Source organism: Paenibacillus etheri (assembly GCF_001012825.1).
Taxonomy (GTDB): Bacteria; Bacillota; Bacilli; order Paenibacillales; family Paenibacillaceae; genus Paenibacillus_AQ; species Paenibacillus_AQ etheri.
Genome location: NZ_LCZJ02000023.1, coordinates 231,056 through 257,157 on the forward strand (window position 1 = coordinate 231,056; position 26,102 = coordinate 257,157).

Here is a 26,102-nt window from a genome sequence, read left to right on the forward strand (position 1 = left end):
AGTATGTGCAACATATGCTTGTGGCCTTTTTTGCATGCCACTAAGGGGGAACTCTAAGGTTAGGGTATCAACAGACTCAAGCCGGGGATTTCCATCCGTTTAGCCGATGCAGGTTTAAGGTACCCCAGAAGAAGAAATGACGTCAAGCAAAGCGTACAACCTGCATACTTCCAATACTTCGTTCTTTAATGTGAACCGATTGTCCAACCTGTCGTATTCGCCAAGACGTGATAAGCACAAGCTTCGTTACTGCGGTTAACGTCCACATCCAGCATCCCGCTACCGAGACGAAGACTTCGAACAGAGAGCAAATCCATTCCTGCCGGCAACACGGGATGAAGCGATACTTGCCGTATCGTATAATCAAGCCGCATGCCGAGCATCACTTCAATAAACACGAACGGTGTAGCGGCCGCCCACGCCTGAGGAGAGCATGCGACCGGGTAACGAAACGGCTCACCTTTATCCGTGGTATAACCGCAGAACAGTTCTGGCAGACGATGATTTTCAAAGCTAGCACCGGCGGCAAGCAAGCCTTCCATAACGGTTAACGCTTCCTTGTGGAAGCCTTCGTGATTCAGTCCCATAAGACACAGCGAGTTATCGTGCGGCCAAACACTTCCGTTATGATAGCTGATCGGATTGTAGCCTTTTTCTCCCTCTGCCATCGTTCGAATCCCGTAACCGCTGAACAATCCCTTGGATACTAACTTGTCGGCGACTGCTTCAGCCCTATGTGGTTTCAACATACCTGACATGAGGAGGTGTCCGGGATTCGAAGTAACAGTTTCAACTTGTCTTCTGTCGCCATCGAGCGCCATCGCATAAAACCGGTCGCTTTCCACCCAAAATTCCTTCTCAAACATCTTCGCTAGTTCTTCGGCTTCAGCGATAAGCTTACTGGACCAAGCGATCATTTTGTAATCATTCGAATAGGGCTTCATCGTGCGGAGGAGCTCCGCAATCGTTGTCTTGGCTTGATAGACATAGCCTTGCACTTCGGCGAGGGCGATTGGAGCTTTCGCATATTCTCCGTTACGATGTACAACTGAATTGGATGAGTCCTTCCACCCTTGATTCGTAATACCTTTGGCGGATTCGGTGTTATATGTCACAAAGCTGCTTTCATCCAAATTGCCGCAAGCATCGATCCATTCCAGCGCCCGCTTGATGTTGGGTATCATCTTTTCAAACAATAGCGTATCATCGGTCCATTTGACATATTCACCAATCAGGATCAGAAATAGCGGCGTTGCGTCAACCGTACCATAATAGGGTTTAAACGGCACCTGGTTCGTATTCGCTAGCTCGCCATCGCGCAGCTCGTGCATGATTTTCCCCGGTTGCTCGTCGCGCCAGCTATCCGACTTTTCCCCTTGATATCGGGCCATCGTCATAATCGTGCCCTTGGCGATTTCGGGATGAACGGGCAGCAACTGCAACGCCGTGATCAGGCTGTCGCGTCCGAACGGTACAGCATACCACGGCAAGCCCGCCACGGGAAACAAGCCGAAACCGAGATCCGTGAGCAGTGCCCTAATATCTGACAACCCCTGCCGATAGAGGTGATCGAAAAACGGATGATTGCTGCTCACCCATGTCGAAGTTTTCTCCCAATTTGTATACGAGCGCTGTAGCTCTTGAATGGCGGTAGCATGCGAATGGCGCTCGGGGTAGACTTCGTCGATGACTGGGACAAAGAACAGATTGATCGACGTCGATTGCCCCGCTTCCAAATCTATTTGATAGGTAATCACCGCCCCTTCATTAGATGTGACAACATGGGCAGGCGCCTCCATCCACTCAACGAGCAGCGACCGCTTCACATCGTCCACCCCGCCATAATCGATCGAAACCCCCGACGCTAGCTGCCGCCCCCCTGTCTTCTGTCCGACTTGGCCGTCTTGAAATCCGCGAACAACAAACATATCTTGGAAATCGGCATTGATCTCCAGATCGATGCTGACACGTTGGCTATGCGGATTGAAGTTGGTCACTCTAATCGTTTCATAGAGAATGCCCTTATAGATAAATCGCGTTCGCACGATCTCTACGGATTCCCGCCATAGCTTTTCTCCATCTTTGATCTCGGGGTTCGTAAGCACGATATTCGAGACATAGTTCCGGTCAACCTTGGAAGTAAGCACAATCGGTTTTGCCCCGTTGACGGTCAACGCCAAACGGCTGAGAAACCGCGTATCTTTCGTATATAAACCGAAGCCTTCCTTGGAATCGGTCAATATATCGCCGGATAAATCCGTTATGAGAAACAAATCGTTTTCTTTGATTACGCTGTATGCCACAGCTACACCTCGTTCATTTTCATTAACTATCCCTTAACCCCCGAAGAAGCCACGCTTTGCTGTACTTGCTCCTGAACAAGCACGTAAATCATAATCCCCGGGAGAATCACCATCATTAGCGCAGCGAACATTCTTGTATAATTGTAGGAGAACGCTTCGTTAAAAAATTCCAGCGCCACCGGCAACGTTCTGTTCTTCTCGCTGGTCGTCAATATCAGCGCGTAGAAGTATTCATTCCAATTGTTCAAGAACATTAAAATGCCGGCTGTTGATATGCCCGATTTTGCCAACGGCATGTTTACGTTCCAGAAGATTCGCCAGAAGCCCGCGCCGTCGATTAAAGCTGATTCGTCAAGATCTTTAGGAATTGCGATAAACGATAACCGCAGGATGAACAATGCCAAAGCCATTCCGAAAGATGCATACACGAGGATCAATGCGGCCTTCGTATCATAGAGATCGAGGTTCATGATAATCGTGAAGATAGGCTGTGCTCGGGCGTATCCCGGGATTAGCAACGTAATGGTGCAAAGGATAAACAGGAACGATTTGCCGCGAAAATTGAATTTCCCGAAAATATAACCGGCCATCGTGTAAATAAACAATGCAATCAAAGTCGAGGCTATCGCTATGAACATGGAATTCATAAAGTACCCCAAAAAATTGTATTGTGTGAACACATCCATGTACGCTTGAAAGTCGATTTTTTTCGGCAACGAAAAAGGATCATTTAATATTTCTTTATTTGATTTGAAGGAAGACAACAGAATCCATAAAATCGGGAAAATCGACACCAAGACCGTAAACGTCATGACGCTGTAAGAGACAATGAGTTCAGGCCATTTTCGGATGTTTATTATCACTTTTACACCCCTCAATAAGTACTCTCATTCATCTTAAACACCCTATTGATCAGCAGAAGGACCAGGATGCCAAGCAGAATCATGATCGTCGCTGCCGCGTTGGCGTAACCATAGTTGTAATTAACGATGCCGTCATAGAGCATCAGTGTTATGTTATAGGTATCGTTGCCCGGCCCTCCTCGGGAGGTAAGTGCCACTTCCTCGAAGCCGGCGATTCGTGCAGTGACTGACAATATGATGCCTGTTCCGATCGCTTTTTTGACAAGCGGCAGGTTTATGTGTCGGATCATCCCCCATTCGCTCGCTCCGTCCAACAGCGCAGCTTCATGAACTTCCTTGGGAATGGCCATCAAATCGTTATAGACGATCAAAGTAACGTACACGGCATAAAATAACCAAGTGAGCGTAATTGCGAAAAAAGAGGCAGGTGAATCGAAAAACCAATTGACATGAAAATCCGAAAATCCGATGCTTCTGATCATATGGTTCAAAATGCCGATTTCATCGTTGAAGAACAGTTTGTAAATGATCGCCCAAGCAGCCGCGGAGATAACCATCGGCACCATAAACACGCCACGAACGAATCTCCATCCGATATGTTTCTTGTACAATACGAACGCAACCAGTGTGCCGAATCCGACATGAAGCGTAGCCGCAATAAGCGACCATAGCAGAATATTACGCAAGGCAATGAAAAAGGTGTTGTCATACGTAATGAGATGGATATAATTATTTACACCGTTAAATTCAGGGGCGCGTAGACCGTCCCATTCCATAAATCCCGTCACGAGCACCGTTCCGATCGGGACGATGTAAAACAAAGCCAGCACGAGAACCGTTGGCGCCAAGAACGCCGCAATCCATACATTCAACCACTTGATTTTCATTTTTCCACCTCTTTTTCTGCAATGAGCCCTCTCGCTGCGAGTAGAGGGCTCATCCGTTGCGGCTTATTTTTTGAATTGCTGCGCTTTCTTCGTTAAATGCTCGGCGAATTGCTCCGGCGTCATTTTGTCTTGTGCCAGCAGCGGTAGATAACCGCTAAACTCTTTGGACGAAATCTGATCCGGCCACACATCCGCCATGGATTGTGCGATCATCTTCAAATCGCTAGTCACGGACCGATTCATCTCGGCCAAAATCGGATTCAGCTTAGAGGTGAACTCGGCGGAAGTCTGAATATTAGGAGCTTGCCCGCCTTCGGCAACCATATATGCTTCGATTTCCTCGGGAGAACGGATAAATTCGATGAACGCAAGTGCCGCTTCCGTTTCCTCCTGCTTCAGCCCCTTCGGAATCCACCAAGAATACTCGGCTGTCGTAGCCAGTCCAATGCCGCCGGGATACAGAGAAACGCCGACCTTCTTGTCAAAGCCTTCCGGCGCTTTCGTCGCATCCGAGAAGTCGCCGACCATCCAAGTCCCGTTCGCGATAATCGCAGTTTTTTCGTTCAGGAAGTTGTTGGCGGAATCCGCGTAAGCGGCGCCTAGTACATTGTCCGTCGTGTATTCCTTGAGCCATTTTTGTACTTCACCAAATGCTTTGACCCACATCTGGCTCGTATAATCGAATTCCTTGTCTGCACGGTTGCTCTTCAGCACTTCTTCAGCTCCTGGCTCGTTGGCCATGAAAGCGGATGCAAGAAGCATCGTGGTCCAAGCGTTTTCCCCTGTCATCAGGGAAAGCGGTGTAATGCCCTTATCCTTAAGTGCTTGAAGCGCCTGATCGAATTCTTCGAAATTCATCTGCGCGATTGGTTTCGTAATTCCCGCGTCTGCAAACATTTCTTTATTGTAGAACAAGCCGATCGGACGAACCACGGAAGTCGGCATGGTGTAAATCTTACCATTTCTTGTATTGAATGCGACGGAATCCTCGATCAGAGACGCTTTCAATTCCGGCTTCGAATCTAAAAATGGCTTCAGGTCATAAATCTCGTCTTTTTCAATCAGAGTCTCGACAAGCTCATTTGCTCCTTTTTCGATGAGTGCGGGCAGCTCTTTTTGCTGCCAAAGAAGCTTGATTTTGTCATTATAGTCATCGTTCGGTACTTCTTCGATTTGAATTTCATATTTGTCGGCATACTTTGTGTTGAAGCGCTCTACTTGCGGCAGGAAAAATTTTGCCCCTACGTTCTGACCTGACTTATAATGAGGGATTTTAAGTACAACTTTTTCTTGTACGGCGGTTTCCGCCGGTTTGTCGGTGCTTTTTCCCGACGAGCTTGGCGTACCCGATGCGTTCCCTCCCTCGTTGTTGGACCCGCATCCTGTTAAACCCAGTGCCATGGTCAAACACAGCATCGATACGATTTTGAATCTCTTCATAAGCCCATTTCTCCCCTTTTAGTCAGTAGTTTTTATTTAAAGATTTCCGAAGGAAATCCTTAAAACGGTGTCTGACGGAGTTTTCCGAAACGTTTCGGAAAAAGGCTGCAAAAAGGTCGTTAGCCTTTTTGCAAACGATCCGCGCTTTCACGGATAATGAGCTGGTTGTCAAGCACGATTTTATGCTTGACATTGCGCCCTTCTATCATGTCGATGAGCATTTGCGCTGCTTGATAGCCCATCTCGTATTTCTCCTGGCGTACAGTGGTCAGTTTGGGCGTGGTGTAGGAGGCTATTGAGATGTCGTCAAAGCCGATCACCGAAATGGAACCAGGTATTACCCTGCCCATCTGCTCCAATTCTTTCATCACACCCAGCGCCATGATATCGCTAGAGCAAACGACGGCTGTTGTTTCGGGGTGGCGCGACAGGATTTTGCTAATGGCATCCGCCCCGCCCTCTTCCGAAAAGCGGCCGTCTTCAACTCTGCTGACATCGTAGGTGATGTCAGCCTCCTGCAAACCCAGCATGTAGCCTGACAAGCGATCAGCGCAGATAGCCGCTTCTTTATAACCATTGATGAAAGCAATGTTACGGTGTCCCAGCTGGATCAAATGCCGGACAGCATCCCTGACTCCGCTTACATTATCGGTCGTGACGTGTCCGACCCCCTCGCCAGCGACAGGGATGTCTATTAACACGGAGGGGAACGATGATTGATCGATGACCTCTCTTAAATAGGGATCGGTCGTCTTTAAACCCTTCAGGATGACGCCGTCAACATTGCGCTCCCGACAAAGGTCCGAATAGGTTTTATTCATTTGTTTATTAGGGTTCGTACTGAACAAAATGATATCGTAATTCAGCTCGCTGGACCGGTCACTAATGCCGCACAGCACCTCGAAAGAAAAAGCGGCTTTGACGCTGTCGCGCGTAAGCTCTGATATGATGACTCCGATCGTATTCGTTTTTTTCAGTACCAGACTTTGTGCCTGCGAATTCGGATGGTAGGACATTTTTTCGGCCAGCTTCTTGATCCGGCTTCTTGTTTTTTCATTGACGTCGGGGTAGCCGTTCAGCGCGCGTGATACGGTTGTAATGGATACGCCCGCCGCTTTGGCGATATCTTTGATTGTAGGTGACATATAAAAAACCTCAAACTTTCCAAAACGTTTTGGTAATGCTACAATCAATATAGCACCTCATGTAAGCGATTGCAATATTTCATTGGAAATTTTTAGGGTGGACGAATTCACTACACAGTAACCGGAGGTTGAATGAATTGCCGAAACTGGAAATTTACTTGATCACGCAAGGTGACGATTTGGGGGGAAGCTATTCCGCCAATAAGGCCATCCACGAGGCCTGGCGGAACGGCGAGCTCCGTAATGGTTCATTGATGGCAAATGGCATAGCGGTACAATCCGCTGCTAAGCTATTTGCCCACGAGGATGGATTTTGCATTGGCCTTCATTGCACCCTGCATGCAGAGTGGGACCGTGTTCGTTGGGGTCCGGTATTATCTCCAAACCAGGTTCCGAGCTTGGTGCTCGAAGACGGCACTTTTCACCGGTCCCCAGCAGACTGGAAGACGTCAGGATTTGAAATCTCGGAGGTGATGGCTGAATTACAAGCTCAACTGGAAACGGCCAGAAAGCTCGGCTTCAAACCTTATTACGCGGATACGCATATGGGCTTCGAGCGAATCGACGAACGGCTCACTCACCTATTCGATGATTGGTGTGAAAGCGAAGGGCTAATGTCCTACCGGAACGTTTGCATGAATATTAGTTATAACAGACCAGGCCAAGGAGAAGATCCCGTATTGAACGTCATTCAAGCATTGGAATCCGTCACCCCCGGCATTTATCGTCTAGTTACGCACCCTACGTTTATGGATGAGGAAATCCTAAATTTCGGAAACGCCCAGCATTCAGGCGAACAAATTGCAAGGGAGAGAGACGCCGACCGCAGACTGTTCCAAGACGAACGGCTTAAACGGTACATTGCCCAGAAAGGAATTCGCATCATTCGTTACGACGAGCTCTGGAAATATCGCTAATCACATATAGACCCACTTTTAAAACCTTCAAACTGTACGATTCCTTTCAATAGTTTCCTAATCATTGGTTCAATTTATATAGAAAGTTTATGAGGATATCCACAATATGTGAACAATGCACAAGGGCAATCATGATTACGTACATTAAAAGTAATAACACAGCTTTTTTAGTCGAAGATGCTCTCCAAAGAGGTGAATCGTGTGCCTATCAAAACAGGTAATCAATACATCGAACGAATCGACCGGCAAAATATCAATATCTGGTACAAAGGAACGCGTATCGAAGGGCCCTTATCCAAACATCCCGCATTTCAAGGCCTCATACAAACACAAGCCGAAATGTACAACATGCAGTGTGATGAACGTTATTTAGCGCAGATGACTTACCCTTCGCCCGATACTGGAGAGCTTGTTGGTCTATCTTTTCTCCCACCCAAAAGTGTTGAGGATTTAGAACGTCGAAGAAAAATGATTGAACTCTGGTCGAACAGACATCACGGTTTTTTAGGACGTTCTCCAGATTATATGAATACGGCGATCATGTCTCTGTTCACAGCTGCCGATATCCTTGAGGATCTTCATCCGAAATATGCCGAAAACCTCAGGAGATATTATGCCTACTGCCGAGATTATGATATTACATTATCCCATGCGTTCATCCAGCCTCAAGCAAGTAAAATATCCGGTCAAATTGATGCTACAGAGGACTCTATTGCTGCTAAAGTTGTAGAAATCATTGATGAAGGGATGATTGTAACTGGTGCTTTTATGATGGCAACACAAGGGGCTACATGCGATGAAATGCTAGTATTCCCTACTCCTTCACCCTCCCTTGTGGATGATGATAATCCCTTCGCGTTTGCCTTTGCAGTACCCAATGATCTGCCAGGGATGACTTTTTTTTGCCGTGAAAGTTACGCAGCCACATCCACCTACGACCATCCCTTAAGTTCCAGATACGAAGAAATGGATACGCTTGTTATATTTGACCGCGTGCTTATCCCTCATGATCGTATATTTTATTACGGGGATGAGATTTACTGTTCCCGATTGTTCGGTGAGAGTCACTTCCATACACATATAGCCCACCAAATTATCACCCGCTATATTGCTAAGACTGAGTTCTTTCTCGGTGTGCTAGAATCTTTAGCGGAAGAACAAAATGCTGAGCTCGAGCCCTTCACCATTCTGCCGATTTCAAGAATACTAACGTTTCTAGAAACATTTCAAGCGTTAAGGCTTGCTTCTGAAATAGGGGCATCCCACGACAAATTTGGGTTTCTTGTTCCTGATAAAGGCCCCCTTCTAGCTTCAACCATTCACTTTTCAGAGTTTTATCCAAAGATGGTTGAAATGGTTCAAAATCTCAGTTCAAGCGGTCTTATCATGATCACCTCTGAATCTGACTTCAGTTCAAGTGCCGGTTCGTACCTCCATCAGTATTTGAAGGGTACTGTCTCGGATGCTTGGTATAGAAATGCCTTATTCCGGCTCGCTTGGGAACTAGGAGCAGGTGTATTCGGTGGTCGTCAAACCCAGTTTGAGCGGTTGTTTTTCGGGAATTCAGAAACAGTGGCCTGGCGTATGTACAATAGCTATGATAATCACAAATACTTCCGTCAAATCATTCACGAATTTATTTCACCAGAAGACCCCCTCCCTAATTCAACAACAGATGTAGCTTCTAAGTGAGCTTTTTGTTTATTCTTCATGTTGAATTGAACTTTTCGAATTGCTCCCGCGGCCAGGGACACGAAGCATTATAGCCCTGGCTGGAGCGTTAACACTTAGGAATTGCACCTATTTATACGCCAAGACTTTCCCGACACCCCCGCGAGATATCCATAGAAGATCAGTGTTACAATTTTTTCGCATGAATACTCATCCCTTCAGGTTACTCCTTTGTTAATGACCAAAAAAGAAGAGCCAGAGCACTCACAATTGCACCTAACAAACTCACTCCGTTCCAGCCAAAGTAAACATAGATACTGGTAGATGCGATCGACCCAGTGGCGCTGCCAATGGAATAGAAAATCATGTAACCGGCAGTAAGCCTACTGCGTGCCTCAGGTCGCAAAGTAAGGATCATGCTCTGATTGGTGACATGTACAGCTTGTACTGCAAGATCAAGTAGGATAATACCAACGATTAATGCAAGAAGCGAATGTTGAACATAACTGATTGGCAACCATGATATGAGCAAAAGAATCAAAGCTACACCTGTGGTCTTCTGCCCTAAACCCCGATCGGCGAGGCGACCTGCTCGCGCTGCTGCTAACGCTCCAGCAACACCTGCGAGACCAAACGCTCCAATCGCAGTATGTGAAAGAGAAAACGGTGGGGCGCTGAGAGGTAATACTAGAGACGTCCATAATATACTGAAAGCGATAAAAATCATCATGCCTAGTGCAGCACGGATTCTAAGAGTTCGTTCCTGAGCAAACAACGTGAACATTGAACGAATCAGCTGTAGGTAAGATAATGATTCTCTTTTGTGCTCAAAATGTGGCAACACCCGAAACAATACACATGCCATGATTAGTGTGAATATCGCGGAAACAAGGTAGACAGAACGCCAACCTGCTAAATCCATTAATACGCCAGCGAAAGTTCGCGCCAGTAGAATACCAATTACAATTCCACTTGTCACAACACCAACGACACGCCCACGTTCGGCTGGAGCAGCCAAAGTTGCCGCGAATGCAACGAGCGTCTGTGTCACTACGGCAAGAAACCCAACCGCTGCTATACCTACGAATAACACTATACTGCTGGTGGCAGTACCAACGACAATTAAAGCCAATACGGATAGGAGCATCTGTCCAGCGATCAGCCAACGCCGATTTAATAGATCACCCAGAGGCACTAGTAATAACAGTCCAAGTGCATAAAAAATTTGAGTGATTGTAATAACAAGTCCAACGAATGAATGAGAAATACCAAACTCGTTCGAAATAGCGTCCAGTAAAGGTTGCGCATAATATATGTTAGCAACAACTATTCCGCAGGCGATGGAAAATAAAAGTGCCACATTACGAGATATTATTGATACAGGCACTTGTTCCGACGCTCTAAACCCTCCTTGTACTTTTTCAGCTTTTTTGACTGTTTGATCCGCTATAATAGCTTTCGATTCCTCAACAGATTCCCCCAAAAATAACGCCTCCTGATTAACTTTTATCAAATTCATAAATTACATACCGATCAGTACGTAATTACGTTTGACAAATATAACTCTAAAAAAAGATAACTGTCAAGAGACTAGCTTATAGAACAACAAAGGTTATAAACTGACTATCTATACGTCCATTTCTTATTGACATAGTAATCTTCACACCATAAAATCATATTATACCGTTCGATATGAAAAGAGGGAGTTACTATGGCTCGACCACGCGAATTTGATGAGGAAAAAGCATTGGATGCAGCTATGCAAGTATTTTGGGAAAAAGGGTTCGAGGCTACCTCTTTAAGCGACCTGACATCAAGAATGGGTATTCAGCGGCCTAGCATCTACTCAACCTTCGGAGACAAAAAAGGACTATTTGAAGCTGCATTGCGGAAATATACGAGTTCTCATGCTGCCTATGTTCGTAACAAGCTTCACAACAATCCTTCTGTTAAAGAGGCTTTCCGTGCCTTTTTTGAAAATATGGTGGCAGAAGAATATGGACAAAATCCGAACTGGGGATGCTTTTGCATCAATTCGATGGTTGAACTTTCACCCCACGATGAGAAATTTGAGATCCTAACAAGAGAACACCAGATGTATCTCTCGGTAATCTTTCAAGAAACGATTGATCGAGGTTTGCGCTCAGGTGAACTTGATCCCGCTATTCACGCAAAGAGTTTAGCTCAGACACTAGTCATATCATTAATTGGACTTACCGTGATCATGAAATCCCGTCCTGAAAGATCATTTGTAGATAATTCTATAAAAGAAATACTTACATTGTTGCGATAAAATCAAAAAATCAGGTAGTAATTTTGTAACTTCGAAACGTTATTATGTTTAACAGCTCTTCACTAATCCTGTTTTTCTGTCGATAATTTAAAGTAGATGGAAAAGTATGGAGGAGCATATGAACACTAATCGCAGAACTGAACCTTTTCGATATACCCTTAAAGAACCTGTAACCCTTGATCTTCATATTCTTAGCATTAACGGAATCCAGATGCCTTCTAAGCCTGTAAGAGCTGTATTGTTTAACATCAGTCGGACCGGCTGCCACTTATCGTTACCCCTCAACATTAATCCAGAAAATAACCTAGTACGGATTGGTATGGAAATGAATCTAACGGATGAATCTATTTACTTAGAAGGAATCCTGAAATGGAATAGAGAACAGCAGGACTGTTTCCATTACGGTATTCAATTAGACATTCCTGAAGCAGATATTGAGTGTCTTCCGAGGGTGCTACGCAGGCTTGCTGGAGAAGGTAAAATATTGGTTCGTTGAACGATCAAAATCTGAATAGTGATCCGTTTAATAAAAACAAACCCGCGTGTAGACGCGGGTTTGTTACAGTTTTTGCTGCTGTTATTGAAAATCAAGATTAATTCCTAGCGCTTCTATCTTTGTTCTTGAGGTACATCTCGTTCAGGGGTTACTGGTATAACTTGCTCTTTCTCCAGCACCTCTTTTAAATCATCCTGAATTCTTCGATCCCAATGAGGAACGCCAGAGCGATACGCCGCTCTACCTGTTAGGTGGGCTGATAAAGGTGCAGTTATAAATACGAAGACAATCCCTAGTAATAGCTTTGCACTAATATGATCCTGAAAAAATGCAAAATATAGAAATGCCCCAACCAAGACACATAAAACACCGAGAGTAGCACTTTTGGCAGCAGCATGTGATCTTAGATATACATCAGGTAGCCGAATCAAACCAATGGCACTTACGGCGCTAAGCAATGCTCCCATTAGAATTAACAAGGCAAACAGCAGCTCACCTGCAGTCTTGATCATTTCCATGTTCGAGCACCACTCCCCTCTCTATATATCTGGCAAAAGCTGTCGTTCCGATAAAGGAAAGAATTCCAATTAACAAAATAATTTCTATAAAAGCCTGCGTTTGGAGAAAGACGGATAAAACGGCCACCATTGCTAGCAGATTAATTCCAATCGTATCTAGCGCAGCGACTCGGTCAGGTAAAGAAGGACCTTTCACTAAACGCCAAGCACATACGCCTATAGCTAGAGCCATGATCGTAATGGATAGCATAAGAATAAAATGGATCATTAGCGGGACACCTCCAGTATCGCATGCTCAAAGGTTTCACGGATATTTGTTCTGAACTGTGCAGGGTCATCTACATCCATGGAATGAATATACAATGTCCGATTATCATCGGACACTTCAAGCACTACCGATCCAGGAGTAAGGCAGAGTATCGTGATTAACGTTGCCACTTCCCAATCCGATTTCAGCTCTGTAGTATATTTGAGGATAGCTGGACGTATATTAGGCTCCGGTCTTAGAACTGCTTTTACCACTACATAACTAGAAACGACCAGCTCCCGCAGCACCAACAGGATTAGCTTAATGATCGCCCACACTTTTTCAAGATATAACCTGGGCCAAAAGCGTCGCATTCCGAGTAGAATGAGTATACCGAGCAGGAAACCAATGACGAAACGTGGTCCAGTCCAGTCATTCTGCAGAAACATCCACAGGAATGCTATCATGAAATTCAATAATAGTTGAAAAGCCATAGTATCTACTCCTTCATGACAGCGTTAATGTATAGTGCTGGATCAGCAAGTACGGCTCCGGCTTGGCTTACATATCCGTTTACCGTTTCAGCACCTACACCCATCAGAATTACAATCGCGAACAAAACAGCTGCCGGTACCATCATAGCTTTATAATGAAGCGGTTTGACTTGTTCTTCCCTTTTCTCGCCACCCCAGAATACCTGCTGGAATACCTTGATCAAGGAATATAACACTATGAAGCTGGATCCAAGTGCAATTAGCGCTAGAGTCACGTGATTCTGTCCAAATCCACTACGTACCATCATCACTTTTCCAGCAAAACCACTAAGTGGTGGAACACCAACCAACGCCAAAGTCAGTACAAAGAACATCCAGCCGGTCCACGGATAGCGTCGGATTAAACCACCCATTTCTTTTAAGCGGTCGGTGCCCGATGCTGAGATAATCATCCCACCCAGGAAGAATAATAAGGCTTTAGCAACCATGTCATGCATTAAATAGAACACTACACCATTTAACGAATCCTGAGTCGCGACAGAAATCCCAAAAGCGATAAATCCAACACTGATGATGATATTATAATTAAATATTCGGCCCAGATCGTTATAAGCCAATGCACCGATTGCACCAAGTATCATCGTCGCTCCCGCCATCCAGGCAATCAGTGTATGGGTGAGTCCCGGTTCTTGAACAAAAATCAATGTAAAGGTACGTATAATTGCATACAATCCCACTTTCGTTAACAATGCCCCAAACAGGGCTCTAACAGCCACAGGTGGTGCGCTATAAGAATCCGGAAGCCAGAAAAAGAGCAGCAAACCTGCCTTTATCGAAAATACGATGAGCAGCAGGACCGCAATGACGTTCAATACACCGCCTTGTCCCGCCTCTGCTACACGCATAGATAGATGCGCCATATTCAGTGTTCCTGTCGCGGCATATAAATAAGCAAGCGTCGCTACGAACAAGGAAGAGGAGATCACGTTAACTAATACATATTTTAAGGTCTCTCTCAGTTGACCTTTGGAGCCACCAAGTACAATTAGAGCGTACGAGGCCACTAACAGCACCTCAAAGCAGACGAACAAGTTAAACAGATCTCCAGTGAGAAAGGAACCAAACACCCCAGTTAATAGAAAATGGAAAAACGGATAGTAGTAAAACCGTTCTCTTTCTTCCCCAATGCTGGCGAAGGAAAAAAATAGGCAAGCCGCACCAACAATAGCACCGATTAGCACAAGTAAGGCCGCAAACATATCGGCAACAAACACAATGCCATAAGGTGGAAGCCATCCACCCATATATAGGGTCTGGATGCCTTTTGCACTTACCTGGTACACAATGATTCCAGCCACCAAGATATTTAAACACACACTGACGGCACTGATAATACGTTGCAGATCCACTCGTTCTTTTAGAAAAATCAATATGACTGCCGTAAAGGCCGGAATCAGCAGAGGCAGCACTAGCAAGTTGTTCATTGTCTCTCCTCCTTGGTTCCTTCCACATCATCCGTACCCGTCGAACGGTAAGTCCGATATGCCAAAACAATGAAGAATGCTGTTACTCCAAAACTAATTACAATAGAGGTCAAAATGAGCGCCTGCGGTAACGGATCTACATACGCCTCCGCTTTTTCACCCAGCAATGGTGGAGCACCTGTCTTGAGACCCGACATCGTCAGTAGCAGTAAATGAACACCATGGGTAATTAAATTAGTACCCAGTAGGATGCGTAGTAAGCTTTTGGAAAGGATTAAATAAACACCTACGGAAAACAATACGCCGATCGCTAAGGCAACAATAAGCTCCATTAGTTATCCCTCCCGATCGTAAATATGATATTCATTGTGACACCGATAACAGCTAGATAAACACCGAGATCAAAGAACATTGCAGTGGTTAGTTCTGTTTTGCCCATAAGCGGCAATTGGAAATATCCAAACGTTTGGCTCAGGAAGGGTACGTCGAATATAAATGAGCCAACCCCGGTAAGAAAGGCAATCGAAATCCCGATCGCAATTAACTTACGATAATTAATAGGCAGCACCTTCTCAACCATATCCATTCCAAAAGTAATAGCGAGCAGCACCAAACCTGCAGAAGCCATCAAAGCCCCAATAAATCCGCCTCCCGGATTATTATGACCGGCAAAAAACAAAAACAACGAAAATATCAGAATGATAACGAATGCTACTTTAGCTACCGCTTGCAGTAACACATCATCACTTCGAGAATAACGAGGCTTATTATAGGGAACAACCCTCTTCAGTTGGGCTGCTGTACCATCTCCATCCAACTGCAGCTTGATCATGGAATAAATAGCAAGTGAGGCGAGGCCTAGTACTGTTATTTCAAACATGGTATCAAAGCCGCGGAAATCAACGAGCAGAACATTGACCATATTTTTACCGCCACCCAAAGTATAGCTATTCTCCACATAATATTTCGAGATGGATTCGAACGGACTACTGCCTAAAGCAGCAAGAGCAACCAATGTCATCGTTACGCCCATCCCGATGGAAATAATTAGTTTAAGGAAATGCGCACTAGGTTTGAGCTTCTCTTTTTCCAGCCTAGGCAAATGCCGGAAACATAGCAGGAACAATGTAACAGATACCACTTCAACAATCATTTGCGTAAGCGCCAGATCAGGAGCTCTGAACAGAACAAAGAGCAAAGTAACCATATAACCAACCATTCCTGTTAACAAAATGGCTGTTATTCTGGAACGTACAAACGGAATAGCTAAAGCACCTAGTAGCAAAACCATTACAGCAATAACCTCAAACAAAGAAAAAGGAGTATACTCCGTCGTACCAAGCGTAATTCCATCTGAATACCAGACGACACCGCAAATCGTTACGATCAAGAAGGAAAAAATATACATTAAATAATGTCTCATGGAACCAGTCATATAAGAACCAGTCACCCATCTAGACAATTTCTCAACCAGCCGGATTACTCCGTCATAGACTTGATTTAAAGTGTAGCCACTGCCCCATTCTTTATCGACCAGACTTAAGCGGCCATAGATTCGGTATACAGTAATACCAAGAATCACAACACCAAGTGTCATCCATACTTCTGGTGTAAAGCCGTGCCAGAAATGGATATTCACAACAAAGGGTTCTGTGGTCTGCAAGATGGGGTGAATAGCATTCATTGCAGGGATAATAAGTGTATTTGATAATATATTCGGGAAAAAACCGATAAATATAGACAGCACTGCTAGCAGGCACGGGGCAAGCAGAAGTCCAAATGGGGCTTCATGCGGTTTTTTGTCCAGCTTCTCAGGCTGATATTTTCCGAAAAAGGTGTGGAATACCAAAATCATACTGTATGCAAAAGTAAACACGCTGGCCATCCAGGCCAAAACCGGGAAGAGCGTAAACAACGAGGGAATAGAAAATATATCCAAGTTTCGGATATTCAGGACAGCTGTAAAAAACATCTCTTTACTTAAAAATCCCGAAAATGGCGGCAAACCAGCCATGGAAAAACTGCCGATCATCGCTACCGTAAAAGTAACCGGCATAATAGAAATCAGTCCGCCCAGCTTTCGCAGGTCGCGGGTACCCGTTTCATGGTCAACTATACCGACCATCATAAACAACGAACCTTTAAAGATGGCATGGTTAATAAGATGAAAGATAGCCGCTGTTGTTGCAGCAGTATAAAAGACAGCTTCTTCCCCTATATAAAATGCCGCTGCCGATCCCATTCCCAGCAATCCCATAATCAGTCCAAGTTGACTAATCGTTGAATAGGCTAATAGAGCCTTCAGGTCCGTCTGCTTCATCGCCTGGATCGAACCATAGATCAAGGTGATCAAACCGACGCCTGACACAATCCAGAACCACTCATATTGCCCCGCAAAAACAGGGCTGAAACGGGCGACAAGATACAATCCAGCTTTAACCATCGTTGCCGAGTGCAGATAGGCGCTGACGGGTGTCGGTGCCTCCATGGCATCCGGCAGCCAGATATGAAACGGGAACTGCGCTGATTTGGTGAAGGCGCCTAACAGAATTAGTAGCATCGCCGGAATAAATAACGCATGCCCGCTAATATCGCCAACCTCACTCCAAATTTCCCGGATACTAAAGGTGCCTGTCATCACATACAGCATTAAAAAGCCGGCAAACATCGCTAACCCACCGAATACGGTAATCAACATAGATTTCAGAGCACCATACCGCGATTTTTGCCTCCGATGCCAAAAAGCAATTAACAGAAATGACGAAACACTTGTTAATTCCCAAAAACCGTATAACACCATTAAGTTATCCGAGAGCACAACGCCAAGCATCGCTCCCATAAACAACATTAAATAAATATAAAAAGGTGTCAACGCTTCTTTTCGTCGGTCCAGATAAAAAATTGAATAGATAATTACAAGACTACCCATTCCAGTAATTAACAAAGCAAACAACAAACTTAATCCATCCAGGTGGAAAACCAAATCAATGCCTAGGGAAGGAATCCATGAAACGGTTTCATATCCCAACTCGCCACCCTTAATAACGGGAATCCGGGTTAAGAAATAAACAAACAAAGCGAGCGAACCGGGGAAAACAAACCATCCTCTATGAAGGTTGGATGCCCTCTTGGTCAAAAGTGCGATTACTAAGGCCATTAGAAACGGAACAAGTATGATTACATGCAGCAAAGGCAGTCCTCCTTTTCCACTTGAGCTTATCAAGTTGTGAACTTTAGTACTTACTTTTTCACCAAAAGCCAAAGATCATATGATTGGAAGGGCCCTAAATAATAGGCCCTCATGAAGATAAGGGCACGCCCGATTATAAAGAATCGGTCAATGTGCCATCACAAATATGCAAATATCTAGCCTTTCCATCTTCTTGCTCAATTCTGAATAAACCGTTCTCAAATTCTGTGTGTAATTCGTGAAAGAACTTTCCTTTAAGCGAATACTCTCCCTTGGGTTCATCACTGAGCTGATACTCATCCCCCATTTTGACCAGGTAGGCGATTACGCCTTCCTCATGGGTTTCTTCCAGCCCGGCGCGCATCCGCTGAACGGCAACAACATGCAGATCCATCATTTTCATTTTACCAATGAGTTCATTGATGAAATTGCGTTTGGTAAGCTCCTGCCATCGAGTCTGGGCAGATTGTCCAATGACGATCTGTGTAACCTCATTCTTTTCAGCTACTTCTACAATAATATCAGATGTTTTTCGGCCTTCACGTTTCCGAATGATAAATTCTGCGCCAGCTTCATCAGCAAGACGTTTCCAAACCGTCATATACATTTCTTTGCTCTGATTATATTCATCATTGTCCGAACTATCGACATTTAATACAAACAATGGGGCCCCTATTATTTCAGACAGTTGCACACCACGCCGGATTAAACGCTCTCCATGCGGACCATAATGAACACACACCATAATTTTTTCATTGTGTATGACCTTCACCCTCCTGTAACATGGCCAAGAAATACAAAAGGAGCCTACTGGCGATAGGCCCCTTGCGTAAATCTAAAACCGATAAGTTATACTTAATTATATCTATTCCTATGTTTTTTGTAAAGTTTACTGGTTATCATGGAACATATTTCTACGTAATGCTTGTACTATGCCCTTTTCTTGAAGTTCTCATTCAGAGACGCCCTAAATATCCCTTTACAGGAATATTCACCACATGGTATATTGTAATCACGAATACGAATGAATTCAATGAATCGAAGTGATGCTTGTTAATGAATACTAACGTAATGAGTGCCTTAGCTGAGCCTAACCGTATGCAAATCGTTGAACTATTACGCGAGAATCCCCTAACCGTTGGAGAGATCGCGGATAGTCTTCAGCTGCGGCAGCCTCAAGCGTCCAAGCATTTGCGTGTTCTCAGTGAAGCGGGCCTTATTGAAGTTCAAGCTGTTGCTAATCGGCGCATTTGCAAGCTCCGCCCTGACCCTTTTAAGGAATTAGACACTTGGTTAGAATCCTACCGCCATATGTGGGAGGAACGCTACGATCGGCTGGATGACTATTTGCTAGAGCTACAAAGCCAGGAATTAGATAAGGAAAAGTAACCGAGGAGGATCTATCCAATGACAAATTCTAACCAAACCAACCAACTAGTATCCAAAGTTGAAGGCAGCACTCTAATATTAGAGCGTATTTTTAAAGCTCCACGCGAGCTAGTTTTCAAAGCTTTTTCTGAGGCTGAGCATTTGAAGCATTGGTGGGGGCCAAAAGGTTGGACGCTTCCTGTATGCCATGTCGATTTCCGTCCAGGAGGCACTTGGCATTACTGCATGAAGTGCGAGGATAAGAGTCAGGGAGATTTCTACGGTATGGAGTCCTGGGGTAAGGCGCTTTATCGGGAAATTTCGATTCCAGAGCAAATTATTTACACGGACGGGTTCTCAGATGCAGAAGGTAATATTTCAAAAGATCTGCCCGAGACACTAGTCCAACTAGATTTTATCGAGCTGGATGGTCAAACGAAGCTGGTTAACACCGGTAAATACGCTTCTCCAGAAGCGTTACAACAAGTGATTGATATGGGGATGCTACCGGGTATTTCACAAACCTTTGATAATCTGGACGTACATCTTGAGAATATACAGAAGAGCAACTAAAGAAGACATGATCGGACCGCAAGACTAAATTATGGTTATCTAACCGATATGTAAAAAAATAGGACGATGCAGAGTGCTTCATTGCTTCGTCCTATTGCTATTTTGATTCGTAGAATCACATCTAATGATTGTCATGAGCTATTTTCCGGGCAAGTTCAGGATCATCGAGAAGGTCAAGCATTTGGTACATCGCATCAATCGCCTTTTCTTCACTACCTATCCCATATCTGGAGTCCGTGCTAAGCATGAATCGATCTGGGAACTTCTTCATTACCGAAATAAACTGTTCAGGCTTAATGGCGCTAGGCTCCGATACATCTCCAAACATAACAACCTGCTGCACCCCTTTATCCTTCCAAGTCCCCAACATACCCAGATACTTCATACCACTAGCATCATGATTATGCGCATCAATTAGACCGTATTCTTTGTACTTGGCAGATAAATCTGTTATAGCTAGTTTGTCATCATCGGGACTCATGCAAGGATCACTTGTTGTAGTTTCTTCTGTTACCTCCGAGGTTGAAGCGACAATTTCATTGATCGTTACAGTCTTAACTTCATCCTCTTTACTAAAGATAATCAATACACCTACTAAGATAGTCACAATACCTGCGATCCAAACCCCATACTTCTGTATGGCTCATCCCCCGTTTTTCTAAACGTCTCACTCCTTAGATTATTTTTACATTAAAAAGATATGATAAATAGGACGACGCAAGGATACTCTCTCCTGCTCGTCCTATTATGTTCATTTGGCAGGAAATAAGAACCTGATACTTTTCGGAAAATATTGCAGAAAAAACGGGTCATTATGTATACCCTGTGGATCTGTCTCAAACTTCACACGCTGATCAGCTCCATCAATCTTCTCTTTTAAAATATCATAAGCACGTTTGCTGTTAGGCACCATGTCCTTCTGGGCATTTGTCTTGTGGATACCTTCCTGTTCACCTACATACATATAGACTTTGCATTCCCTATCTAACTTTGAAGTCTCCATATAATGTATAAAATCTTTAAACCACACAGAGGCTGATATCAATATAAAATTATCAAAAACAAGCTCCGTCTTGTACATCGCGTATAAACTTATTAATCCACCTAGTGAAACACCACCCAAAGCTAATTTCTTCGGCTCGTTCGAGATGCGGTATGAACTTTTCATATAGGGTACAAGATCCTGATAGACATAATTCAAATAATCATCACCCTTGCCCCCAAAGGACCAATCCTTAAAAAGAGCGGGCATTTCCCAAGGTGTATATTCATCATTCCGCAGCTGAGAATCAATTCCGATAAAAATAACCGGCTCTGTGATCCCCTCCTCCACGTCGTTCTCTATAGCTGAAATCGCCTCTTTGAACAAAAAATCTCCATCCTGTAAGAAAACCGCGGGGAAGCTTCCTTCAGGAAACAAATCATATGATTTAGGAAGATACACAGTAATTTGTCGCCCCATATGTTCGAAAGCAATAAGTTCGCCTACCATCTCTGTTGTCATATTGGCCCCTCCTTAACGGTTCAACATACGAAACGCTCTGCTCATGATGGTCGGCACTACTGACGCGTGGTTTTCATCTGGTGCTATGTAATGCTCAACCTGTAAATCAGGCAAAGAATGCTCACTCAATTTTGAAAATAATACTTTGGCGTCATCGACCATAAAAGCCTCTTCACTGCCCACTGTGATCAATAGCTTTCGTTTATCGTATCTTATCGCTTGACCCTTGTTATAGAACTGCTCCGCATACACCAGGATTTCATGATCATTCCACCAAATCGAAGGGCTAGAAGCCAAGTAATACTGAAATAGCTCCGCACGAGTGAATAGCGTCCAGAGGACAAATAACCCGCTTAGAGAGTGCCCAAACAAAACTTGCTTCTGCTGATCGACATTATATTTTTCAGAGACCAGCGGCATTAATTCTAACTCTAAAAAAGATTGGAACTTTTCAGCACCACCATGTGGTCCTATATCAGCATTTTTCAATCGATCCGGATATACATACTGCTTTGCAGGAGGCGTGAAATCAAAAAACCTTCTCTTAGAAACCTCTTCATCTGTACCATAATGTCCAATGCCAATCACGATACCTGGTGCAATCAAAGTTTTCGGAGCATTTCTTGACTGCAGTTTCACGACATCCCGGCCTAATTGAAAGTATGAATTACCATCGAGCATGTAATAGACCGGAAATCCATTTGCTGGTGCTTCTTCTCTCGGAAGAGAAACCTTTATATCATACGAGTATCCCATATACTGAGATTCTAGCTTCCATGATTCTGTATGTTCGAGCTCTACTTGTGTTGACATATGTGCTGCTCACTCTCCCCTACACTCTTGACTTTGCTAATAAATATAAGAAATAAGGAATACCAATAATCGAAACGACTATACCCACGGGTAACTCTGCTGGCTGAAATAATGTTTTGGCAAAATAATCCGAGATTACAAGCAAAAACATCCCAACCACTGCACTGGATAACATAATAAAGCGGTGATTAATCCCTACTAATCTTCTAGCGATGTGAGGAGCCATCAATCCTATAAAACCTATAGAACCGGATACAGATACACAGACACTTACGATCCCCACACTGCATAATAGAAAGATCAGCTTCTCTTTTTCTACGGAGATCCCCAAGCTTTTTGTGCTGGAATCCTCCAATTGAAAATAATTGAGTAAATAGCTTTTTCGATACATTACAAATCCTAAAATAAGCACCCAAGGTGCGATCATAAGAATATAAGTCCAGTTCGCGCTGTAAATGCTTCCGACACTCCAAACCGCGGCCATTTCATAATCACTTGCATTCATTTTCAGAGAAAGATACAACGACAACGCCCCAAAACCACTGCTAATCGCGATCCCCGTCAAAATCAACCGTTGCATATCAAGTGCACCATTCCGCCAAGAGAAAATAAAGATCACCACAACTGCGGCAAGCCCTCCCACAAAACCAAAGAGCGGCATGGCTAGTATCGAGAACCAGCTTTCTTTAAAAAAAGGAACTCCCGACATCTGAAAGAAAAACATAAATGCAACGATGGCAGCTCCAGCACCTGCATTAATTCCGAGGATACCTGGGTCAGCCAGCCCGTTCCGGGTAATGCCCTGAATGACCGTTCCAGCCATCCCCAGACCTATTCCTACTAATGAGGCAATAATGATCCGTGGCAGTCGAAATTGAAAAATAACCAGATCAAATTTAGGATTAGGATCTATTCGCAACAGCGTTTTTATCACATCTATGACAGACATATCAAACGCTCCATTTGTAAGATGAAAATACCCCGCCACAAGAGTTAGCAGGATAAAAGCTAGTAGCGTCAATATATAGCGACTAAACTGTATTTTGCCTCTATCCACGTTGCTCTCCCCCCTTAACCCGAATTAAATAAAGGAAGAACGGGATTCCAATAAATGCTGTTACAACAGCAATTGGCGTCTCAAACGGAAAGTTAATATAACGGCTAAGGACATCGCAAAACGCTAAAAAAACAGCTCCAATCACCGCTGAGCAAGGAATGATAAAACGATAGTCGATACCTACGATGAAACGTGTAATATGAGGAATGATTAGACCCACAAAAGCTATCTTACCGACTAAAGCTACTGCTGTTCCGGTCAGACATATAACAGATATAATACTGACAATTTTCACCCATTTTGTTCGTTGACCCAAGCTAATCGCCGTTTCATCCCCTAAAGAAGCAACCATGACAGATTTAGAAATACTAACCGCCAAGAGCAGACCAACGATTATAAAAGGAATTGATAACATTAGCATATCTGGATTTACGGTATGTATTTTCGAGCTATACCAAACGCTAACATTTTGTGAGACTTGAAAAAACATCGCTACTGCTGAGGCAATACTACTTAAAAATGTACCGATTACAGTACCAATAATGGCTAATCTGACTGGGGATAAGCCGTTTTTGACCAATGAGCCAAATCCGAAAACTAAACCCGCTCCGATAGCGGAACCCACCATGGATAATAGAATCATATGAACATTCGATAATCCAGGATAAAACACCATTGCCAACGTAATAACAAATGCCGATCCGTCATTTACTCCCATAATCGATGGTGATGCAAGATAATTCCGTGTAACACCTTGCATTAACGCCCCTGAAACAGCCAGGGCCGCTCCAACTAATAAAGCGGCGATTACACGCGGTAATCTAGATGTCATAATAATGTTGTGGTCCACATTATTCGCATCGAAGTGTGTAATCGCCTGCCATATTGTTACTATTCCAATATCCTTAACACCATATAAGACGGATACAACCATTGCTAATACGATGAATAATGGAGAAGTTGATAGGATCAATATAACTTTCCAATTTTTTGTATTCATCTTATTCATCGCACCTTTGGTTTTACTTCAACAGGTTTTCAATTGCCGCATCCAGGAATCTTACTTTAGACCAAGCTGTTCCACCTTGCGCCAACGGATCAATCGCATTTACAAAGACATGATTATTTTTGACTGCATTTACACTTTTGAAGATCGGATTCTTGAGCAAATCATCAAGTGCTGTTGCATTATCGGTGTTCTCAGTGGTCTCAAACTGCAAGAAAATATAGTCCGGATTAATTTCCGCTAAAGCTTCTAGTGAAAGCTCAGCTTGTGCTTTAGTAGTTGTTATAACTTCAGGAATGGTTGCACCTAAATCTTCGTAAATAACCGGATTCAGATATACACCAGCTGGATACACACACATACTACCCTCACGAATACGAATAACTAGAACCGATTGATCTTTCAACTTTTCTCCAACTTTAGTCTTTGCTTCAGCGGCTTTAGATTCATAATCGCTAATAATCTTTTCCGCTTCTGAGGTTTTACCAGATAATTGACCTAATAAGAGCAAATTATCTTTCCAATTCGTTGAGATATGTGAATAAGGAATCATCGTTTGAATTTTATTAAGCGCACCCGACACATCTTCACCAAACTTGGAAGACCCTAAAATAACATCTGGATCTAGCTGCAAGATCGCCTCATTACTTGGAGCAAATTTATCCCCCACTAAAGATGCACCAGCTAATTCAGTTGACAGATAACCTGGAATGGCATTTGCTATAGCAAGTACGCCTACAGGCTTCACTCCTAGGATTGCTGCATCTTCCATAGATTCAAGACTTGAAGCTACGATATTATGAATCTCTGCAGGTACTACATAATCCTTACCCAGATATGTAATGGTTTGTTCAGTGGCAACTGCCTCCTGAGCCGCATTTCCTTTGTTATTGGCATTTCCCTCTGCTGCTACTGCTGCTTTATTTCCACTTTTTGAAGCTGCGTTATCCTTTTCATTGTTACCGCAAGCCGCCAAACTCAAAGCTAAAACCGCTGATACCCCTGCTAATAAAACTTTTTTCTGATTCATTTTCTATCTCCCCATCTATATTTTATTTATCATTCTTAAAAATAAAGTAATGATAATGATAATCGTTATCATATTAAATCATATGAGAATAATTATCAACACCTTTCTTTAATTAGTTGAAATTTTGTGAATTGTCAGATCAGTATAAAGGGAGAAATTTCCGCAGGTGACGTAATTGTTAAAAAAGAAAATGGGGCTGGCGGTGCATCCGTGTCGCATGTACTGCATCTAATGCAGGTTGGTCTACTAGGCGTACGCTCTGGCAGAGCTTGTCGAGCTAGATGCACTCTCTGTCGTAGTTCGGAATAAGTTTCGTAAACAGTTGGGTCTGCCAATGGCCTAGACTCTACCGTCCTATTAAGAACACCGAAGGCGTTTATGCTTGCTATAATAGAATTTTTTAAATTTCTAGATTGCGGAGAAATGTGAAATGAATTCAAGGGATGGGCCTATATTCAACTGCTGGCCATGGGGAGCCCAGTTTTTAATTAAAGCACACGCCTCTTTGGGATGACGAACCGAGCGGACCTTAAATCCTTCGAAATACATGTTTTAGTCGAGCTTACGGACAAATGTATGTGAAAAACCGAATACAATGTGCCGGCAGTAACGTAAACGAGCCAAATGTATGCGAAAAACCGAAAATAATGTGCCGAAGGTAACGTAAACGAGCCAAATGTATGTGAAAAACCGAATACAATGTGCCGACGGTAACGTAAATAGCCAAATGTATGTGAAAAATCGAATACAAATGTGCCGACGGTAACGTAATAAGCCAAATGTATGCGAAAAACCAAATACAA

Annotated in this window: 25 protein-coding genes; 6 read left to right on the top strand and 19 right to left on the bottom strand. The window is 43.8% G+C overall.

The features are described 5' to 3' along the window. Positions 1–185: 185 nt before the first annotated feature. From UQ64_RS14275 to UQ64_RS14295, 5 genes are all read right to left on the bottom strand, one after another. A complete protein-coding gene (locus UQ64_RS14275) occupies positions 186–2,303 on the bottom strand; it encodes an amylo-alpha-1,6-glucosidase (RefSeq protein ID WP_060624115.1) in 2,118 nt (705 codons plus the stop codon). A gap of 26 nt (positions 2,304–2,329) precedes the next feature. Further along, entirely contained in the window at positions 2,330–3,166 is an 837-nt protein-coding gene (locus UQ64_RS14280) for a carbohydrate ABC transporter permease (protein WP_209445796.1), read from the bottom strand. Positions 3,167–3,177: 11 nt separating this feature from the next. After that, positions 3,178–4,053 carry a carbohydrate ABC transporter permease gene (locus UQ64_RS14285; RefSeq protein WP_060624116.1) on the bottom strand — a complete coding sequence of 292 codons (876 nt, stop codon included), beginning with the start codon at positions 4,051–4,053 and terminating at the stop codon, positions 3,178–3,180. A gap of 63 nt (positions 4,054–4,116) precedes the next feature. Beyond that, positions 4,117–5,493: an ABC transporter substrate-binding protein gene (locus tag UQ64_RS14290; RefSeq protein ID WP_060624117.1), complete on the bottom strand. Its 1,377-nt coding sequence runs from the start codon at positions 5,491–5,493 to the stop codon at positions 4,117–4,119. Positions 5,494–5,612: 119 nt separating this feature from the next. After that, complete coding sequence (locus tag UQ64_RS14295) at positions 5,613–6,638, bottom strand: LacI family DNA-binding transcriptional regulator (protein WP_060624154.1); 1,026 nt, start codon at positions 6,636–6,638, stop codon at positions 5,613–5,615. 158 nt (positions 6,639–6,796) lie between these two features. On the opposite strand from UQ64_RS14295, the gene UQ64_RS14300 reads away from it, so the two are divergent. Together UQ64_RS14300 and UQ64_RS14305 are read left to right on the top strand one after the other, a co-directional pair. After that, the gene (locus tag UQ64_RS14300; protein WP_280818199.1) at positions 6,797–7,555 is read left to right on the top strand and encodes a ChbG/HpnK family deacetylase; all 759 of its coding nucleotides are present in this window, start codon (positions 6,797–6,799) and stop codon (positions 7,553–7,555) included. A 201-nt stretch (positions 7,556–7,756) separates the two neighbouring features. Continuing rightward, positions 7,757–9,247, top strand: coding sequence for a 4-hydroxyphenylacetate 3-hydroxylase family protein (locus UQ64_RS14305; RefSeq protein WP_060624119.1), 1,491 nt, complete (start codon positions 7,757–7,759; stop codon positions 9,245–9,247). A gap of 202 nt (positions 9,248–9,449) precedes the next feature. Here the strand turns inward: UQ64_RS14305 and UQ64_RS14310 are convergent, their stop codons facing one another. Then, positions 9,450–10,709: an MFS transporter gene (locus UQ64_RS14310; RefSeq protein WP_245237963.1), complete on the bottom strand. Its 1,260-nt coding sequence runs from the start codon at positions 10,707–10,709 to the stop codon at positions 9,450–9,452. Between the two features lie 228 nt (positions 10,710–10,937). Between UQ64_RS14310 and UQ64_RS14315 the strand changes: the two genes are divergently transcribed. Next, entirely contained in the window at positions 10,938–11,519 is a 582-nt protein-coding gene (locus tag UQ64_RS14315; RefSeq protein ID WP_060624120.1) for a TetR/AcrR family transcriptional regulator, read from the top strand. A gap of 118 nt (positions 11,520–11,637) precedes the next feature. Further along, positions 11,638–12,015: a PilZ domain-containing protein gene (locus UQ64_RS14320; protein ID WP_060624121.1), complete on the top strand. Its 378-nt coding sequence runs from the start codon at positions 11,638–11,640 to the stop codon at positions 12,013–12,015. A gap of 113 nt (positions 12,016–12,128) precedes the next feature. Here UQ64_RS14320 and mnhG read toward each other — a convergent pair whose 3' ends face one another. From mnhG to UQ64_RS14355, 7 genes are all read right to left on the bottom strand, one after another. Next, a complete protein-coding gene (gene mnhG / locus UQ64_RS14325; RefSeq protein WP_060624122.1) occupies positions 12,129–12,533 on the bottom strand; it encodes a monovalent cation/H(+) antiporter subunit G in 405 nt (134 codons plus the stop codon). Then, on the bottom strand, positions 12,508–12,801 hold the full coding sequence (locus UQ64_RS14330; RefSeq protein WP_060624123.1) for a Na(+)/H(+) antiporter subunit F1: 294 nt from the start codon (positions 12,799–12,801) through the stop codon (positions 12,508–12,510). Before UQ64_RS14330 ends, mnhG begins: the two co-directional genes overlap by 26 nt. Next, complete coding sequence (locus tag UQ64_RS14335; RefSeq protein WP_060624124.1) at positions 12,801–13,274, bottom strand: Na+/H+ antiporter subunit E; 474 nt, start codon at positions 13,272–13,274, stop codon at positions 12,801–12,803. Before UQ64_RS14335 ends, UQ64_RS14330 begins: the two co-directional genes overlap by 1 nt. A 5-nt stretch (positions 13,275–13,279) precedes the next feature. After that, complete coding sequence (locus UQ64_RS14340) at positions 13,280–14,758, bottom strand: Na+/H+ antiporter subunit D (RefSeq protein WP_060624125.1); 1,479 nt, start codon at positions 14,756–14,758, stop codon at positions 13,280–13,282. Then, on the bottom strand, positions 14,755–15,090 hold the full coding sequence (locus tag UQ64_RS14345) for a Na(+)/H(+) antiporter subunit C (RefSeq protein WP_060624126.1): 336 nt from the start codon (positions 15,088–15,090) through the stop codon (positions 14,755–14,757). Before UQ64_RS14345 ends, UQ64_RS14340 begins: the two co-directional genes overlap by 4 nt. Further along, a complete protein-coding gene (locus tag UQ64_RS14350) occupies positions 15,090–17,954 on the bottom strand; it encodes a Na+/H+ antiporter subunit A (protein ID WP_060624156.1) in 2,865 nt (954 codons plus the stop codon). The genes UQ64_RS14345 and UQ64_RS14350 overlap by 1 nt, the downstream gene beginning before the upstream one ends. 127 nt (positions 17,955–18,081) lie before the next feature. Beyond that, positions 18,082–18,720: a universal stress protein gene (locus UQ64_RS14355; RefSeq protein ID WP_245237964.1), complete on the bottom strand. Its 639-nt coding sequence runs from the start codon at positions 18,718–18,720 to the stop codon at positions 18,082–18,084. A 284-nt stretch (positions 18,721–19,004) separates the two neighbouring features. On the opposite strand from UQ64_RS14355, the gene UQ64_RS14360 reads away from it, so the two are divergent. Beyond that, the gene (locus UQ64_RS14360) at positions 19,005–19,337 is read left to right on the top strand and encodes an ArsR/SmtB family transcription factor (protein WP_060624128.1); all 333 of its coding nucleotides are present in this window, start codon (positions 19,005–19,007) and stop codon (positions 19,335–19,337) included. An 18-nt stretch (positions 19,338–19,355) separates the two neighbouring features. Then, positions 19,356–19,889, top strand: a complete 534-nt coding sequence (locus UQ64_RS14365; protein ID WP_060624129.1) for an SRPBCC domain-containing protein — start codon at positions 19,356–19,358, stop codon at positions 19,887–19,889. Positions 19,890–20,010: 121 nt separating this feature from the next. Here the strand turns inward: UQ64_RS14365 and UQ64_RS31695 are convergent, their stop codons facing one another. The 6 genes from UQ64_RS31695 to UQ64_RS14395 form a co-directional block, all read right to left on the bottom strand. Further along, complete coding sequence (locus tag UQ64_RS31695; RefSeq protein WP_060624130.1) at positions 20,011–20,496, bottom strand: hypothetical protein; 486 nt, start codon at positions 20,494–20,496, stop codon at positions 20,011–20,013. Positions 20,497–20,640: 144 nt separating this feature from the next. Beyond that, positions 20,641–21,393, bottom strand: coding sequence for an alpha/beta hydrolase (locus UQ64_RS14375; RefSeq protein ID WP_060624131.1), 753 nt, complete (start codon positions 21,391–21,393; stop codon positions 20,641–20,643). A 12-nt stretch (positions 21,394–21,405) separates the two neighbouring features. Continuing rightward, positions 21,406–22,206 carry an alpha/beta hydrolase gene (locus UQ64_RS14380; RefSeq protein ID WP_082651133.1) on the bottom strand — a complete coding sequence of 267 codons (801 nt, stop codon included), beginning with the start codon at positions 22,204–22,206 and terminating at the stop codon, positions 21,406–21,408. Between the two features lie 19 nt (positions 22,207–22,225). After that, positions 22,226–23,263 (bottom strand): FecCD family ABC transporter permease, encoded by a 1,038-nt coding sequence (locus UQ64_RS14385; protein ID WP_245237965.1) that lies wholly within the window; start codon positions 23,261–23,263, stop codon positions 22,226–22,228. Continuing rightward, positions 23,256–24,272, bottom strand: coding sequence for a FecCD family ABC transporter permease (locus UQ64_RS14390; protein ID WP_082651134.1), 1,017 nt, complete (start codon positions 24,270–24,272; stop codon positions 23,256–23,258). The genes UQ64_RS14385 and UQ64_RS14390 overlap by 8 nt, the downstream gene beginning before the upstream one ends. A 13-nt stretch (positions 24,273–24,285) precedes the next feature. After that, entirely contained in the window at positions 24,286–25,299 is a 1,014-nt protein-coding gene (locus UQ64_RS14395) for an ABC transporter substrate-binding protein (RefSeq protein WP_060624133.1), read from the bottom strand. Positions 25,300–26,102: the final 803 nt, after the last annotated feature.